At 41.1% G+C, this 16,834-nt stretch carries 18 protein-coding genes; 15 read left to right on the top strand and 3 right to left on the bottom strand.

The features are described 5' to 3' along the window. The 7 genes from ASU35_RS14780 to ASU35_RS14755 all read left to right on the top strand — a co-directional run. Positions 1 to 326: HAD family hydrolase (locus ASU35_RS14780; RefSeq protein WP_147525466.1), on the top strand; the 326-nt coding region annotated here is incomplete at its 5' end. 22 nt (positions 327 to 348) lie between these two features. After that, positions 349 to 1,368 carry a M23 family metallopeptidase gene (locus ASU35_RS14775; RefSeq protein WP_058353753.1) on the top strand — a complete coding sequence of 340 codons (1,020 nt, stop codon included), beginning with the start codon at positions 349 to 351 and terminating at the stop codon, positions 1,366 to 1,368. A 275-nt stretch (positions 1,369 to 1,643) separates the two neighbouring features. Continuing rightward, complete coding sequence (locus ASU35_RS19405; protein WP_147525465.1) at positions 1,644 to 1,832, top strand: hypothetical protein; 189 nt, start codon at positions 1,644 to 1,646, stop codon at positions 1,830 to 1,832. Positions 1,833 to 2,030: 198 nt separating this feature from the next. After that, entirely contained in the window at positions 2,031 to 2,564 is a 534-nt protein-coding gene (locus ASU35_RS14770) for a helix-turn-helix domain-containing protein (protein ID WP_058353752.1), read from the top strand. 15 nt (positions 2,565 to 2,579) lie between these two features. Beyond that, complete coding sequence (locus ASU35_RS20960; protein WP_058353751.1) at positions 2,580 to 4,160, top strand: ABC transporter ATP-binding protein; 1,581 nt, start codon at positions 2,580 to 2,582, stop codon at positions 4,158 to 4,160. Beyond that, the gene (locus ASU35_RS14760) at positions 4,160 to 5,005 is read left to right on the top strand and encodes an ABC transporter permease (RefSeq protein ID WP_058353750.1); all 846 of its coding nucleotides are present in this window, start codon (positions 4,160 to 4,162) and stop codon (positions 5,003 to 5,005) included. Before ASU35_RS20960 ends, ASU35_RS14760 begins: the two co-directional genes overlap by 1 nt. After that, a complete protein-coding gene (locus ASU35_RS14755) occupies positions 5,002 to 6,891 on the top strand; it encodes an extracellular solute-binding protein (protein ID WP_058353749.1) in 1,890 nt (629 codons plus the stop codon). Before ASU35_RS14760 ends, ASU35_RS14755 begins: the two co-directional genes overlap by 4 nt. Positions 6,892 to 6,938: 47 nt before the next feature. Here ASU35_RS14755 and ASU35_RS20790 read toward each other — a convergent pair whose 3' ends face one another. The 3 genes from ASU35_RS20790 to yedE are packed head-to-tail and all read right to left on the bottom strand — an operon-like array spanning position 6,939 to position 8,458. Continuing rightward, on the bottom strand, positions 6,939 to 7,154 hold the full coding sequence (locus ASU35_RS20790; RefSeq protein ID WP_058353748.1) for a putative Se/S carrier protein: 216 nt from the start codon (positions 7,152 to 7,154) through the stop codon (positions 6,939 to 6,941). Next, positions 7,151 to 7,363: a sulfurtransferase TusA family protein gene (locus ASU35_RS14745; protein WP_058353747.1), complete on the bottom strand. Its 213-nt coding sequence runs from the start codon at positions 7,361 to 7,363 to the stop codon at positions 7,151 to 7,153. Before ASU35_RS14745 ends, ASU35_RS20790 begins: the two co-directional genes overlap by 4 nt. A gap of 39 nt (positions 7,364 to 7,402) precedes the next feature. After that, a complete protein-coding gene (gene yedE, locus ASU35_RS14740) occupies positions 7,403 to 8,458 on the bottom strand; it encodes a YedE family putative selenium transporter (RefSeq protein ID WP_058353746.1) in 1,056 nt (351 codons plus the stop codon). 129 nt (positions 8,459 to 8,587) lie between these two features. Here yedE and ASU35_RS14735 point away from each other — a divergent pair, with 129 nt between their 5' ends. The 8 genes from ASU35_RS14735 to ASU35_RS14700 all read left to right on the top strand — a co-directional run bounded on the left by ASU35_RS14735 (position 8,588) and on the right by ASU35_RS14700 (position 16,723). Next, a complete protein-coding gene (locus tag ASU35_RS14735) occupies positions 8,588 to 9,082 on the top strand; it encodes a methylated-DNA--[protein]-cysteine S-methyltransferase (protein WP_058353745.1) in 495 nt (164 codons plus the stop codon). 48 nt (positions 9,083 to 9,130) lie between these two features. Next, a complete protein-coding gene (locus ASU35_RS14730) occupies positions 9,131 to 10,198 on the top strand; it encodes a substrate-binding domain-containing protein (RefSeq protein ID WP_058353744.1) in 1,068 nt (355 codons plus the stop codon). 104 nt (positions 10,199 to 10,302) lie between these two features. Beyond that, the gene (locus tag ASU35_RS14725) at positions 10,303 to 10,737 is read left to right on the top strand and encodes a DMT family transporter (protein WP_058353743.1); all 435 of its coding nucleotides are present in this window, start codon (positions 10,303 to 10,305) and stop codon (positions 10,735 to 10,737) included. 108 nt (positions 10,738 to 10,845) lie between these two features. Beyond that, positions 10,846 to 11,424 (top strand): ComEA family DNA-binding protein, encoded by a 579-nt coding sequence (locus ASU35_RS14720; protein WP_058353742.1) that lies wholly within the window; start codon positions 10,846 to 10,848, stop codon positions 11,422 to 11,424. Between the two features lie 23 nt (positions 11,425 to 11,447). After that, a complete protein-coding gene (locus tag ASU35_RS14715; RefSeq protein ID WP_058353741.1) occupies positions 11,448 to 12,137 on the top strand; it encodes a response regulator transcription factor in 690 nt (229 codons plus the stop codon). A gap of 64 nt (positions 12,138 to 12,201) precedes the next feature. Beyond that, positions 12,202 to 13,557, top strand: coding sequence for a sensor histidine kinase (locus ASU35_RS14710; protein WP_242861293.1), 1,356 nt, complete (start codon positions 12,202 to 12,204; stop codon positions 13,555 to 13,557). 14 nt (positions 13,558 to 13,571) lie between these two features. Beyond that, positions 13,572 to 14,540: a GerMN domain-containing protein gene (locus ASU35_RS14705; RefSeq protein ID WP_058353739.1), complete on the top strand. Its 969-nt coding sequence runs from the start codon at positions 13,572 to 13,574 to the stop codon at positions 14,538 to 14,540. A 29-nt stretch (positions 14,541 to 14,569) separates the two neighbouring features. Then, positions 14,570 to 16,723 carry a DNA internalization-related competence protein ComEC/Rec2 gene (locus ASU35_RS14700; protein ID WP_058353738.1) on the top strand — a complete coding sequence of 718 codons (2,154 nt, stop codon included), beginning with the start codon at positions 14,570 to 14,572 and terminating at the stop codon, positions 16,721 to 16,723. The last annotated feature ends 111 nt before the right edge of the window (positions 16,724 to 16,834 follow it).

The following is a 16,834-nucleotide window of genomic DNA, read 5'->3' as shown; positions in this document are numbered from 1 at the left end:
AGGATTTAATCTGCGGCAGGATTGCGACAGGAGAGAATTATAATTTGACGCGTGACAACTTTGTTGCTGTCGTTACTTGTGAGGAGGCCGGGGCTGACAAGCCCTCAAAAAGGTTTTTTGAGCTTTGTGTAAAAAAAGCCGGCTGTCGTCCGGAGGAATGCCTCTTTATTGGAGACAGCTTAAAAAAGGATGTGCTGGGACCAAGAAAAATCGGAATGAATTCAGCCTGTTATAACCGCTACTCTAAAGTGACAAGGGAAGAGGCAGGCTGCGTGATAGAAGACTATCAGACATATCTTACTGAGGTACTGCATAAAATACCGTAAGGCTTTTGGGGCGGTAGAAGGATTGAAAAACAGAAACAACAGGTCGGCTGTTTTCATAAGGATAGAGCTTATAATTTTAGGAGTTCTGCTCGCGGCAGCCGTTGTGAAGAAAATAAGAATCTATGCTGAAGAAAAGAGAAGTAATGTGACAGAGGATGATTATATTAAATGGGTAGATTTTGATGTCTCCTATGAAGCTCTTTGCAAAGCCTATGAGCTGGATGTGGAAACCTATGGAAAGGCGGTTCATGTAAACTGGATTGAGCTTCTGGCTTATACGGCAGCAAGAGAGGGTGGAAAGCTCAATTCCAGTGCAGCAAAGGAAATAGAGAAAACAGCAGAGCTTCTTATTTCCGGAGAGAAGACGATAGAAGAGCTGACAAAGGATATGAAATACTACTCCTATTACCTGGAGGCCTATACAGCTGTGCTGGATGAATATGTCGGAGAATATGAAATCCAGACTGCAGAGGGCTGGGAAAAGCATTATGGGCTAAAGGCCTTTTCTCCTGTTGCAAAGCATTTTCCCTATAATGATTATGACGATTTTGGCGTTTCCAGAAGCTATGGTTATCAGAGAAGGCATCTGGGACATGATATGATGGGGCAGACAGGAACCCCCATTATAGCAGTAGAGTCAGGGATTGTAGAGGCTCTGGGCTGGAATCAGTATGGTGGCTGGCGTATAGGAATCCGGAGCTTTGATGGAAAACGCTACTATTACTATGCTCATCTGCGGCAGAACTATCCCTTTTACAGAACCCTTGAGGAGGGCAGCACTGTGACAGCAGGAGATGTTATCGGATATATGGGGCATACAGGATACAGTACCAAGGAAAATACAAACAATATTGATGTAACCCATCTTCACTTTGGCATTCAGCTGATTTTTGATGAATCCCAGAAGGAAGGAAATGGAGAAATCTGGATCGATTGTTATGATTTAGTTCGTTTTCTAAGCCACAATCGTTCCGAGGTGGAAAAGGAAGAGGGAACGAAGGACTGGAAACGGATTTATGGAATGAAGGAATTAGGCATATAGGGTAATTAGTGCAGGTTATGAGACTTATGTTTCATAACCTGTGTTATTGTCATTGACAGCAGAAAAAAGAGCAAGGATAAAATACTATATTATGGAAAAAATCTTTTTAAAGGAAAGCTAACAACAGATAAGGAAAACCATTCTGGAGAAGGAATTTTTTTCACCTCGAAGGTGATGGATCACTTTGGGCAATATCTAGTGGAAAAATGTTTTCACAAAACAATACCTTTGAGCAAATAAATGATTTGGAAGCAGAGACAGAAAATAGTATGTAAATGCTACATAAGCTGTCAGGAACAATTGTTGTTATGGGGCTATCAAACAATGTGGATAGAACCTTAAGGGAGGTGTTTGATATGTATTCTACTGTAGATGGAGGATTTGATAATTTTGTGTTTTCCAGAAAAGGCATCCTGAAATTACGATGGAATGTATTAATACGAATGAAGATATTGACAGAATGATTCGACATGTAAAAGGATAGTTTCTGAAAGGGCTGCTGCTTTATGAATGAAAATTCGTGAAGTGGCAGCTTTTTTATTCGATGAGAAAGTTTAAAATACAAAATCTATTGCAATACGAAAAAAAATGTGTATAATAGGAGTTGTGTGTATGCGAAAAAAAAGTTTAGTATTTAAAAACAAAAGAAAGGGAGGAGAGTTATGGATATCGGTAAAAAGATAAAGGAGCTGCGGCTACAAAATGATTTAACGTTGGAAAATCTGGCATCCCGCAGTGAACTGACCAAAGGCTTTTTATCGCAGGTAGAACGTAATCTGACAAGCCCGAGTATTTCTACGCTGGAGGATATTTTAGAGGCATTGGGGACGAATTTGTCAGAATTTTTCCATGAGGAAGAGGAAGAGCAGATTGTTTTTTCTACAAAGGATTTTTTTGTAGATAAGCAGGAGGAATATCAGATTGAGTGGATTATCCCAAATGCTCAGAAAAATGAAATGGAGCCGATTCTTTTGACTCTTTTGCCGGGAGGAAAGAGCATGGAAATGATAGCCCATCAAGGGGAAGAATTTGGCTTTGTACTGAAGGGAAATGTGACCTTAATGTGTGATAATAAAAAATACAGACTAAAAGCGAAGGATACCTTTTATATGAGTGGTAAAAAAAATCATTATCTATGTAATAACAGTACAAGTGAAGCACTGGTTCTTTGGATTACCACACCACCTATGTTTTAGAGGAGAATAAGATATATGGAAAAAAAGAAATTAATTGAATTCCGTAATATTGTAAAAAATTTTGACGGACAGATTGTTTTGAAGGGAGTAAACCTTGATATTTATGAAAAGGAATTTGTCACTTTGCTGGGTCCAAGTGGCTGTGGTAAAACGACCCTTCTTAGGATTTTGGGAGGCTTTCTTGATGCCGATGAGGGAAGTGTCATGTTTGATGGAGAAGAAATCAGTAAGAAACCTCCTTATGAAAGAGAATTAAATACCGTATTTCAGAAATATGCCTTGTTTCCACATCTGAGTGTGTATGAAAATATTGCTTTTGGACTTCGGATTAAGAAGATGAGCCAGGACGTAATTGACCAGAAGGTTATGAAGATGTTAAAGCTTATCGGTCTGGAGGGCTATGAAAATAAGAATACAACTCTGCTTTCTGGTGGACAGCAGCAGCGTGTGGCGATTGCAAGAGCTCTTGTCAACGAGCCAAAGGTGCTTCTTTTGGATGAGCCGCTGGCTGCTCTTGATTTAAAGCTCCGCAAGGAGATGCAGTATGAGTTGAAACGGATTCAGCAGGAGGTAGGGATTACCTTTATCTTTGTAACCCATGACCAGGAAGAAGCCCTTACGATGTCAGATAAGATTGTTGTTATGCGGAATGGAGAAATCCAACAGGTAGGTACACCGGAGGAAATCTATAATGAGCCTGCTAACAGCTATGTAGCTAATTTTATTGGTGAAAGTAATATTATTCCGGCTACGATGCCGGAGGATTATAAGGTAAGGTTTGATGATATTACCTTTGACTGCGTGGATTTTGGCTTTAAAAAGGATGAGAAGGTAGATGTTGTTATCCGTCCGGAGGATATTGATATTGTAGATGTGGCTGATGGCAAGATGACAGGAGAGGTTTTAAGTGTACTATTTAAGGGAGTACATTATGAAATTATTGTGGAAACGGTTCCTGGTACTACAGTTACTGTAAATATGCACGTTATCCGCAATCATGATGTTACCAGTACAGATGGAAAGGAAAAAATCAGTGCCAATGATTTTTACGTGGATATTGAGGATTTGGAGAGCCTGGATGACAAGGAGATTATTGCTCGTTCCAATGCACAGGCGTGGAATCCGCAGACCGATGAGTATACCTCCATTGCTAAAATTGAATATGAATTAAAGGAGGAGCCAGGACGCTATCCGGTTATTTTCCATGCGGCAGGCGGTACTACGATAGAACGAAGTATTTTTGTAGTAAATCAGCCATTTGTAAAGAATGAAAAGGCCAATGAGGCTATCATGGCATTTAACTTCTTTAAATCCGTAGATGAAATTTTAGAATCCCAGGCACTGGATACCGATATCAAGACCTGGGCAAATGCACAGGGCTGGAAGCTTAGTGATGAGGATCAGAGCATTGATATCAGTGTTGACTATGATTTTGATCCGGAGGATGTAAAGGAGGGGATTTATAAGGTGACCTTCTCTACCACAGGCCGGGAATTTAAAATTCATACAACAGATTATACAGAGGTAGGTGCAGAGGTTGGTTTGACCTTCTTCCCAGAGGATATTCATGTTATGTCAAAGGTGGTATACGAATAATGAAACGATTTTCACAGTTAGCAATTCCATATATTGCGTGGGCAGCTATGATGCTGGTCTTACCTATGGCATTAATTGCCATGTATTCTTTTATGAACCAGGGAAATGCCATTATATCCTTTTCTTTTACATTGGAGCATTATGTCAAGTTTTTTACGGATCCCGACTTTTTACTGATTTTGTGGAGATCCCTTGCAATTGCCATAAAAACAACGCTTATTTGTCTGCTTTTAGGGTATCCCCTGGCTTATTATATTGCACGGAGCTCAGAAAAGGTGCAGAATATGCTTGTTTTATGCATTACAATTCCTATGTGGATTAATATGCTTGTAAGAACCTATGCATGGATTGGACTTTTAAGTGAGGGCGGTATTATTCAGAAGCTTTTAAGCTTTGTCGGTTTAGGAAATGTAGAACTTTTATATACAGAGGGAGCAGTACTTCTTGGAATGGTATATAACTTCCTGCCGTTTATGATTTTACAGATTAACACCTCCTTAAGTAAGATGGATCATTCTCTTTTGGAGGCCAGTGCTGACCTTGGAGCAGATAAGAATCAGACCTTTCTCCGTGTGACTTTGCCCCTTTCACTGCCGGGAGTTATTAACGGAATTACATTGGTATTTTTACCAGCAGTCAGTTCCTTTTTCATTCCGAAGCTTCTCGGCGGTGGGCAGTATTTCCTGATTGGAAACCTCATTGAAAACCAGTTTATTACCGTTGGTGAGTGGAACTTTGGAAGTGCCATTTCTATGATAATGGCAGCTGTTATGATGCTGCTTATGATGGCAGTCAGAAAAGCAGAGCTGTTTACTAGGGGAGGAAAGGAGGAAGAAGAAGCGTGAAAAAAGAAAAACATTCTTTAGGGAAAGTGCTGATAGTGTTGATGATTTTATTCTTCTATCTGCCAATCCTTTATATGATCATTTTTTCCTTTAATGAAGGAAAGTCTTTGACTCATTTTACAGGCTTCTCTCTTCGATGGTATCAGCATATGCTGGAATCCCGTGACATGATGGGGGCCTTGTATACGACCTTTAGTGTAGCATTGATTGCTACTTTTGTATCTACGGTAGCAGGAACTATTACAGCGATTGGATTAAGCAAATCTAAGAAAATTATCCGTGATATTATGAATCAGGTGGATAATCTTCCGATGATGAATCCGGAAATAGTAACAGCCATTGGTTTTATGCTTTTATTTATTACCTTTCGGGTGGAGAAGGGGTATGCAACGATGCTTTTGGCACATATTGCCTTTTGTATTCCTTATGTAATTCTTTCCGTTATGCCAAAGGTACGTTCTCTTGACCCGAATCTTGCTAATGCGGCGATGGATTTAGGAGCTACGCCATTTCAGGCACTGATAAAGGTAATTGTACCTCAGATTACGCCGGGCATTATTTCAGGTGCGTTGATTGCCTTTACAATGTCTGTGGATGATTTTATTATTTCTTATTTTGTAACAGGGCAGGGTGTAAAAAATTTAAGTATTATGGTCTACACCATGAGCAAGAGAGTCAATCCGAGTATTAATGCGATTTCCACTCTGGTAGTAGTTATTATTACAATTGTGCTTATTACAATTAATGCAGTACCGGTGCTTATGGCACGGCGGGAGAAAAAGGGAAAGAATGGTAAGGTTATTTTACTGATTCCGGTGGGAGTATTTGCTGCACTGGCTGTCGGGCTGGTTGCTTTGAAAAGCGATATTAGTAATATGGGGCTGCCATATGAGGGACAGACTCTTCATGTATATAACTGGGGTGAATATACAGGAGAAAATATCATTCGTAATTTTGAAGAAAAAACAGGAGCCCGGATAATCATGGAACACTATGAGTCTAATGAACAGATGTATATTAAGATAGCCAATGGAGAAGCCTATGATGTCCTTGTTCCAAGCGATTATATGATTGAACGGCTTATTAGTGAGGAGCTTTTACAAAAGCTGGATCCTTCAAGACTGGATTGTATGGCTGAACTTTCTGATGAGGTAAAGGGACTGCCATATGACCCGGAGAATGAATATTCTGTTCCATATTTCTGGGGAAATGTAGGGATTGTATACGATAAAACCAAGGTGGATATAGAAGACTTGGAAAAGGAAGGCTTTGCTATTTTCCTGAATGAAAAATACAAAGGTGACATTTATCTGTATGATTCGGAAAGGGATTCCTTTATGATGGCTTTAAAGTCTCTTGGATATTCGATGAATACCAGTGACGATGCTGAGCTTCAAAAGGCATACCAGTGGCTTGTTCAATGTGTGGAAACCATGGAACCGGAAATCGTTACTGATGAAATCATTGATAATATGGCTCAGGGAAGAAAGGCACTGGGAGTTATTTACTCTGGAGACGCGTCCTATGTCATGAGTGAAAATGAAAATATGGGCTTTTATTTACCAAAGAAAGGTACTAATCTGTGGTCAGATGCCATGGTTATTCCTGCTAATGCAAAGAATCCGGAGCTTGCTCATGAGTTTATTAACTATATAAGCAGCTATGAGGGAGCCTATGATAATTCCAGCTATGTAGGCTATACCTCACCTAACAGGGCGGTTGTAGAAGAGCTTTCCGGTGAGAGTGGCGACTACGAAGGAATCAATGCCTATATCCCAAGAACGGATAATGAGAAAGATGAAGTATTTCAGTTTGATGAGCAGACAAGAAAGCTTATCAGTAACCTCTGGAGCAAGGTGAAAATTGCGGCAAGTAATGTAAATTAATAGAGGGAATGATAGAGGGCGTGCCCGTTAAGGAGCACGCCCGATTTTTAACTTTCCTGTATATATATGCCTTCCACTCCATCATATTTCAAAAGCTCCTGCTCCCGGGAAGCTTCCCAGGTAAGGGCTACGCAGGTGCCGCAGGAAGAACTTAGATACCTGGGAATAGGCATAAGCTGGGCGGCAATCCCCTGCTTTTTCATGGAACGGTGAAAGCTGATGGCTGAAAAATGGGAGTGGAAGGTGACAATATAGCGGTTCATTTTTGTGTGAGGGATAAAGTATAGTATTCGTTATCTGTCACCTCAGCAGTTACATTGTAGCCGGCATGTCCAGCAAAGCGGGTTACGTTTTCTTTTGCAGCCTTAGTGTCCACTAGGATTGTATAGGCCGCTTCTTTTTTTGAAAGAGCCTTTTTTGCCATTAAAACAGGCTGTGGACAGGAAAGTCCTCTTGCATCAATTGTTTCCATAGAAACCTCCTGTTAAAAAATGTTGTATATGTATATATTTTAGTTATCCGTTGCTTCTCTGCTGTTAGCAAAAGCAATAATCAATAATACGATGAAGCCGATAATAACGGCAATTTTTCCATTAGTCGTAGGGCCGTCTGCAGAAGAAGCTAGCTTAAAGTTATGACAAAAGGCTGCACCTACCAAAAGACCAAGGATAGCTATTGCTGAGTCTGTATTGCCTTCACCGGCAAGTATGAACTGACGCAGTGGGCAGCCACCCAAGAGAACACAGGCAAAGCCTAAAAGTGCAGTTCCAAGGAAATTCCAGAGTCCATCTGTGTGAGCAATAGGCTGTCCGGCAAAGCCAGGATGGAAAAATCCTAAAGCAATATTAGCAATCATGGCAACTACAAAAAGGGTAATAAAACCAATGATTAATGTGGTTTCACGGAAAAGAAGGAAATCACGGATACCGCCAACCATACAAAAACGAGTACGCTGTGCCAGTGCACCAACGATAAGTCCAGCCAGTAAAGCTATAAAAAGAGGGGCATGCTTGGAGCCAGGGCCCTCCTGGCTGAATAATAAGAGGCTTGGTGCAAAAAGTGCAAGACCCAGCAGGAGAATGGCTACGATTGGCATAGAAGCTCCCTCCAGCTTGGAAAAATTATGAGTCCGCTTTAATGTGAAGCCCCTGTTCAGGAAAAAGATACCAAGTCCGATGCCGGCAATAAAGCCAACCAGACCTACAAGAGCATTTAAATCACCGCCAGCCAGACGTAAAAGCATACGGAACGGGCAGCCTAAAAACATCAATGCTCCAACCATGGCAAAAAAGCCAAGGGTAAAACGGGTAAAGGGAGAGCTTCCACCTCTTGGAGAAAATTCTTTGCGACCCAGAGCGAGGAGAAAGGAGCCCAGAATAAGGCCAATCAATTCGGGACGCAGATACTGTACAACCTCAGCACGGTGAAGACCGAGGCCGCCTGCAGTATCCCTGACAAAGCAGGCAAGGCAGAAGCCCATGTTAGCAGGATTACCCAGGTATACCAGGGCAACTGAAATAATGCCGATAAGTGCGGCAGAGATAATAATGTTACGCTTTTCGTTCATTTGAATCCTCCCATATGTATAATGTACTTGTATAAAATTACTGTACCATATATAATAAAAAGTGGGAAATTGATTATTTATATCAGAGAAAAAGATTTATAGGAAAAAACTATAAAAGGAGAAAAGGTATTGGAGAAAAAAAGGATAGGAAGGATTTTATCACCTTTGGGTATTTTAGGATACTGCATTGGAGAAGACGGTTTGGAGAGGCTTTGGTTTGATGCGGAAAATGAAAAAGAACTGGAGACAACAGGGGCTTTAAAGGAGCTTGATAGCGTGGAAATGGAGCTGAAAAAGGAACTTTCAGAGTATTTTAGCGGCAGGAGGAGGGAGTTTGCGATACCTCTGGCACCGGCTGGAACTTTATTTCAGAAACAAGTGTGGGAGGCTTTGCAGCAGATTCCTTATGGAGAGACACGAAGCTACAAGGAAATTGCGGAGGCAATTGGTAATCCGAAAGCCTGTAGAGCGGTAGGTATGGCGAATAATAAAAACCCAATTCCAATCATTATACCCTGCCATAGAGTGCTTGGAAGTAATGGAAGCATGGTTGGATATGCTGGTGGCCTTGCGATAAAGGAACAGCTACTAGGCCTCGAACAGAAATCTGTTGAATTGCTGTAAAATTTCTATTATAATAAAATAGTCAAGAGGTTGACAGGAGGTAATTTTTTGAAAAAAGTATGGGTAATTGGTTCTGTGACCGCCATGATACTTTTAATGATTGCTATTGGCACCTTTGAACAGGGATTTTATAAGGAAAATGGGGCAGAACAGGAGTTTATTGTTAAAAAGACAGAGGAAGAATTGAAAGTTCAGGAAGAAAAAGATAAACAAAAGAAACCTTTAGGAGACAGGCCGGAAGAGGGCTGGTTGTTTGGACTGAGTAATTTGGGGAAGGATTCGGATTACTACAATAAGCTGGAGCTGACATTGAATGAATATATTCATGGCGGCGGAGACAGGCTTATTTCCATGGATTCGGAGGATGACATTAAGCTTCAGATACAGCAGCTGCAGGAGATGGAAAGGATGGGGGTAGATGCGGTTTTTCTAAACCCTGTTGACAGCGGTGAATTATTGCCGGTATTAGAAGAACTGAAAAGGAACAATATACCGGTAATTATGATGGAACAAGGAATGAAGGATACAGAGCAGGTAGTAGCTTTTGTGGATTCTGATAATTTCAATTCCGGTTTTATTTTGGCTGATTATATGGTTAATAAATGTATGCCCGGAAAGGATGTATATAATAAAGCAGGAGTTGCCATATTTACAGAGTATGCGAAAAATTTTGGAAAGGAAAAGAGATATGGCTTTCGTGCAGCTATCGGAGGCAGCTATTTCCGTGTAGAGAAGGAGATTATTACATCCCATGATGAAGAACTGATACGAAAAGAATTCCAAAATCTACTAGAAGAAGTAGAAGACCTGCAATATATTTTTTCTACCTGTGATGAAATAACGCTTGTACTTTTAAAGCTTTGTGAAGAAGAAGGTTGTGAAAATCTTAAGATATTCAGTGTCGGAGGATCACCAGAGCTTAAAAAAATCATGGTTGACGGAAATAAAAACCTGGAAGCCTTTGCAGCAGAAAGCCCTATGAGCCTTGCAATGGATGCTTATAGCGTGATGATGCAGTATCTGGATGGACAGGCTGTAAAAAAACAGTATTTAACAGAAACCTTTTTGGTAAACAAAGATAATATAAAGGAGTATCGTATAGATACCTGGCAGTAATGGAGAAATCTGTTGCTGCCTTTTTTATTCAATAGGAGGGTTAGGTGTTTTATAGTATAAAAACGCTATAAAAAGCCCATAGTAAAAAGAAAAGGAGTTTTTCTATGTGGGGAATAGTGATTGCATTAATTTCAGGAGCTTTGATGAGTATCCAGGGGGTTTTTAATACAGGAGTGACAAAGACAGCAGGAGTATGGATTTCGGCAGGTTTTGTTCAGCTTACGGCATTTTTAGTCTGCATTGTGGCATGGTTTGTAACAGGAAGAGAAGGAAGCGTGGGGGCCTTGGTCCAGGTACCACATAAATACATGCTGCTGGGCGGGGCGATTGGAGCTTTTATTACATTTACGGTAATTGAAAGCATGAACCGTCTGGGACCGGCAAAATCGGTTATGCTGATTGTTATTTCACAGCTGATAGTGGCATATCTGATTGAGCTTTTTGGAATTTTTGGTGTGGAACGGGTCAGCTTTGAATGGAAAAGACTGGTAGGTATGGTAATTGCTATTATTGGTGTAATTATTTTTAAATGGGAATAAATTAATACAAAAAAACTATTGTAATCCCCAGACTAATTGGATAGAATAAAAGTGGTATCTTACGCTGGAAAACCTATAAAGGGCATACGGGGAACAGGAGTTGGATACATGAATTATAAAAAAACAGGCATTTTGGTTGTAATTCTTTTATTTTGCGGAATGGGAATCTTTTACAGCTGTATTTCTTTTCGGCAAAAAGGCCAGGAAAATATAGCAGAAGAGATAGTGGAGGAAGTTGCAGATAATCCGAAGGAACTGGAGGTACAAGAGGAGCCAGAGAAAGGGGCAGAGAAAAAGCAGCTCTGCGTTCATGTCTGTGGCGAGGTAAAACAGCCGGGAATGTATCAGCTGGAGCCAGACAGCCGGGTAGCTGATGCAATAGAAGCAGCTGGTGGTTTTACAAAGACAGCCAGAGAAGCCAGTGTTAATCTGGCAAGATTTCTTAAGGATGGTGAACAGCTCTATGTATGCTCTGTGAACGAAGAAGCTGGAGATGACAGGGTAAATATTAATCTGGCCTCAAAGGAGGAACTGATGCAGCTTCCTGGAATCGGTGAATCTAAGGCGGAGGCTATTCTTGCCTACCGCAGACTTCATGGGAACTTTATATCCATTGAGGATTTGACGAAAATAGAAGGAATCAAGGACGGTGTCCTACAAAAAATAAAAGATAAAATTACGATTTAATAATTGAAAGGCAGGAATATCAAGTGGGAAAGAAAGTATTAGTCGTCGATGATGAAAAGCTGATTGTGAAGGGAATCCGATTCAGTCTTGAACAGGATGGCATGGAAGTAGATTGTGCCTATGATGGAGAAGAAGCACTGGAGGCAGCAAAAAGGAAAGAGTATGATATCATCCTTTTGGATGTTATGCTGCCAAAGCTCAATGGCTTTGAGGTATGCCAGCAGGTAAGGGAGTTTTCTGATGTACCTGTTATCATGCTGACAGCAAAGGGGGATGATATGGATAAGATTCTGGGATTGGAGTATGGTGCTGACGATTATATTACAAAGCCATTTAATATTCTTGAGGTAAAGGCAAGAATTAAGGCGATTATGAGAAGAAGCGGTGCCAAGCAGTCCCGTGAGGATTCCGGCAAGGTTGTGATAATAGACGAGTTAAAGGTAGATTGTGAGGGAAGAAGGGTCTATATCAACGAAAGAGAAGTGAACCTGACTGCTAAGGAATTTGATCTTTTAGAGCTTCTGATGATGAATCCGAATAAGGTCTATAGCAGAGAAAATCTTTTGAATCTTGTCTGGGGCTATGATTATCCAGGGGATGTGAGAACGGTGGATGTTCACATCCGGCGTTTAAGAGAGAAGATAGAAGCAAATCCAAGTGAACCAAAGTTCATACATACAAAATGGGGTGTTGGCTATTTTTTCAAGAATTAAATCTAAATTTAAATTCCTGAAAAGTATGAGGCTTCAGACCTTTTTTGTTATGTTTTTGGTAGGAATGCTGCCAATATTACTATTTTCCAGGGTTTTGATTAATACTTATTATGATAAAGCCATTGATGGACGTGTCAATGAGCTGCAGGAAAAACGAAATATTATATCCAATCTGTTGATATCTTCTAACTATTTTGCAGGTGCTGTGGATGTTTCTGAGGCAGACAGGGAAATTGAACAGGTGGCAGAGGCTTATCGGGGAAGGATTGTTATTGTCGATAATTCTCTACATATTATAAAAGATACGTATGGCCTGGAGGAAGGAAAAATCATTATTTCAGAACAGGTGCTTGAGTGTGCTAAGGGAAAAAGCAGCAGCTATGTAGATGACAGAGGACAGTATGTAGAGTTTGTGACACCGATTACCAACGTAGCTACAAAGGAAAACGTAGGTATTATTATTATGAGCTTCTCTACAAAGAGTATTTATAATCTGATGGAGACTCTTTATGGAAGGGCATATACGCTATCTATAATTATCGGAGTTGTTGTGGTGATTTTTTCTTACATCTATTCAACTATGCTGACGAAGCCCTTTGCCAGAGTGGCAGATAGTATTGACCATGCGACAGAAGGCTATTTGAATGAGCCGGTATCGATTGGCGGCTATAATGAGGTTGAGAACATATCAGATGCCTTTAACCGCTTGTTTGCAAGGCTCCAGAATCTGGAGGATTCCAGGCAGGAGTTTGTTTCCAACGTATCTCACGAGCTGAAGACACCGATTACCTCTATTAAGGTGTTGTCGGATTCCCTTTTGAGCCAGGAGGATGCTTCGGCAGAGCTTTATCGTGAATTTATGGTGGATATTGCTGAGGAGATTGAGAGAGAAAATAAGATTATCAATGATCTCCTGTCCTTGGTAAAGATGGACAGGAAGGCAGGAGAATTAAATATTTCAGCGATTAATATCAATGATTTGCTGGAGCAGATTTTAAAACGGCTTCAGCCGATTGCCAATAAGAGAAATATTGAGCTTATTTTTGAAAGCTTCCGTCCCGTTACTGCAGAGGTGGATGAGGTGAAGCTTTCTCTGGCAATTACAAATCTGATTGAAAATGCAATTAAATACAACTATGATGATGGCTGGGTCAGAGTCTCTCTGAATGCAGACCATAAATTTTTCTATGTAAAGGTAGCTGATTCCGGGGTGGGTATTCCGGAGGAACTGCAGAACCATATTTTTGAGCGGTTTTATCGTGTAGATAAGGCCCGTTCCAGGGAAACTGGTGGTACCGGTCTGGGCTTATCTATTACCCGGAATGCTATTTTGATGCACCGTGGTGCAATCAAGGTATACAGTAAGGAAAAGGAAGGTTCAACCTTTACTGTAAGAGTTCCGTTAAATTATATTGCATAGAAATGAGGATGAATATGAGAAAAAGAGGTTTTATCTGTATTCTTGCAGTTCTTATTCTTGCAATGGCGGGATGCAGCAAAAAGCAGACTGGGAAGGATAAGATAACAGAGGGTACAAGGTACTTGTATTATTTGAACAATGCGGAAAATCAGCTTGTAGCTGAGGAATATGAGGTGACATCTGCTGAGAATGATACGCAGGGATTGGTAGGAGAATACCTGGAGGCACTGATGACGATTGCACCGCAGAACCGTAGCTATAAAAAGGCGGTTCCGGAAAGTGTGGTGATTACACAGGTTGGAGCTATTGAAAATGAGCAGCTGACCCTTTCCTTTAATTCAGAATACAAAAAGCTTTCTGTAACCCAGGAAATTTTGTGCAGGGCAGCGATAGTAAAGACATTGTGCCAGGTTGAGGATGTAACATATGTAAGCTTTCTTGTAGATGGACAGCCGCTAAAGGACAGTCTGGATAAACCAATTGGATTTATGACAGCGGAGGATTTTATTGATAATACAGGTGGAGAGACAAAGTTTGAGCAGAACGCTATTGTTACCTTGTATTTTTCGGATAAGACAGGAAAGCAGCTGGTGGAAACCAGAGTGAAGATTCGCTATGACGGTGCGGTGCCGATTGAACAGCTGGTGCTTGAACAGCTGGTTAAGGGGCCGGGCAGTATTGCGGGAGTAGATGAAAATGAGGTGTTTGCTACCATTCCGGAGGGGACAAGGCTGTCTAAGGTTACGGTAAAGGACGGTATCTGTTATGTGGATTTTAATGAGGTGTTTTTAAAGAAGAGAGCAGAGATTTCTGATGAGATTGCTATTTACTCTGTTGTGGACTCACTGATTGAAATTCCGGCAGTTAATAAGGTGCAGATTACTGTAAATGGAGAAGCAGTACCTGTTTTTGGAGATGGATCGCCACTGGATATTCCTTTTGAAAGAAATCTTGATATTGTGAGAAAGGAAAAGCAGCAGTAAAAGGGGGGAAGGCAGCGATAAGACGACCTTTGGTATGGGCAGCACTGGCGGTTTTACTGCAGTGCTGCCTTTTTAAAACATATATTTTTTCTGTTTCGCCAGAGCCAGGGACAGAGCCGGTTACGATTCGAGGAACCGTAACAGATATGGCAGAAACCTCTTCAGGCATGAGACTGGTGATGGATCATATTCTTATTTTTATTTCTGAGGAACATCTGGAGGCTTTGAAGTTTGAGGATAAAAAGCTTTGCCCAGGCTGTAAAATACAGGTCTTTGGAAATCTTGAAGGCTTTTCTTTGCCCGGTAATCCGGGGCAATTTAATGAATTTTCCTATTATAAAAGCAAAAATATAAGCTATTTTTTATGGGCTGAAAAAGTAATTCTGCTTTCAGAGGCTCCTTTTGGAAAAAAAGGAATTTTTCATTTGAGGGAGCGGCTCAGAGAGGTTTATTTTGAGCTTTTGCCTGAGAAAGAGGCTGCTATTCTGACAGCTATGGTGTTGGGAGAAAAATCAGGGCTACCGGGAGAAGTAAGGAATATTTACCAACAGGCAGGCATCGGGCATTTGCTGGCGATTTCTGGTTTACATATCTCGATTGCAGCGATGGCGGTTTACCAGCTGGTTTTGGTGCTTAAGGGGAGCAGACGTCTGGCAGCAGCCTGTGGCATGGTTTCTTTACTTTTTTATGGAACGCTGACAGGCTTTAGTATTTCGACCAGCCGGGCTGTGCTTATGATTTTACTGGCTCTTATAGCAGAGCTTCTGGGAAGAGCCTATGACAGGGAGACAGCCCTTGGATTTAGTGCTGTCTGGATATTGCTTCAAAAGCCAGGTCAACTGTTTCAGAGTGGATTTTTACTGTCCTTTGGAGCTGTACTGGGAGCGGGAAGCTTATATCCTGCTTTGGAGCAGTGCTTTTTAAAACAGGAAAAGGCTGAAAAATCACTGTTTACAAAGGGGCTCAAATGGTCGAAGCGTGCTATTTTGTTTCAGCTGGCAGTTTCTTTTATTACCTTACCTGTAATTTTATGGTTCTATTATGAAATTCCGGTATACGGTATGTTTTTAAATATTTTTCTGGTGCCGCTTATGTCCCTGGTTACAGGAGGTGGGCTGCTTGCCGGAATCGCAGGACTTTTCAGCCTTACTCTGGGCAGATTTCTGGTGGGTGGAGTCTGGGGGATTTTAAAGCTTTATGAGACTGCTGCAGAGTTTTCCATGACACTGCCAATGGCAGTATGGAATCCAGGACAGCCTCCTTTTTGGAAAATTCTTATCTATGGCTTGGGACTTCTGGGAGTCTTTTGTTACCTGCAAAAAGAGAGTAAAAAACGGTGGTTAGTGACTTTTGAGCTGCTGCCTTTGGTACTGCTGCTTCTTTTGCCACAGAAGATTTCTGGCATAGAGCTTACCTTTCTGGATGTGGGACAGGGAGATGGAACCTTTATTTCCTGTGAGGAAGGAATAGATATGTTAATCGATGGTGGAAGCAGCAGCGAAAAGGCATTGGGAAAATACCGGCTGCTCCCTTTTATAAAATGTAAGGGAAGAGGCAGAGTGGATTATGTTTTTCTTTCTCATTTGGACGAGGATCATATAAGTGGAGTACGAAAGCTTTTGGAGGAAAAACGGGTGGAATGTCTGGTGCTTCCTGCGGACCGTAAAGGAAGTGAGGCTGCAGAAGAAATAGCACAGCTGGGGAAGGAAAAAGGAACCAAAGTATGGTGGATACAGCCAGGTGAGGCTATTCAAAAGAAAAAGTTTAAGCTTACCTGCCTGGCACCAGATAGGCTTTATAATGGAACCAATGAGAATGCAGCATCCATGGTACTTTTTCTGGAATATGGTGCTTTTTCAGCCCTTTTTACCGGTGATTTGGAAAAGGAAGGTGAGGAGGCTCTCCTTGTAAAGCAGCAAAAGGAAAGTTGTCTGCCGGATTGTGATGTTTTAAAGGTAGCTCATCATGGTTCGGACTATTCTACCAGCCAGGAATTTTTGAATGTAGTAAAGCCGGAAATTGCAGTGATTTCCTGTAGCAGGAATAATTCTTACGGACATCCTGGGAAGGAGCTTTTACAGAGACTTGCTTTTGCAGGATGCTGCATATATCAGACGATGGAGAGTGGGGCGGTTACAGTAGGATCCGATGGGAAAGGAATATGGGTGAAGGAATTTCGATAGGATTTTATTGAAAAAACAAAAATACCTATTGACATAATTTTGTTTGTCTATTATCTCAAGTTTTGAAGCAAAAACGGCGCAACCATTGAAAACACTGGGATGCGCCCTTTT

This window comes from Acetivibrio ethanolgignens (assembly GCF_001461035.1).
Classification (GTDB): domain Bacteria; phylum Bacillota; class Clostridia; order Lachnospirales; family Lachnospiraceae; genus Velocimicrobium; species Velocimicrobium ethanolgignens.
Note: the sequence above shows the minus strand (reverse complement) of the source record. Positions and strands in the feature narration are given on the sequence as shown.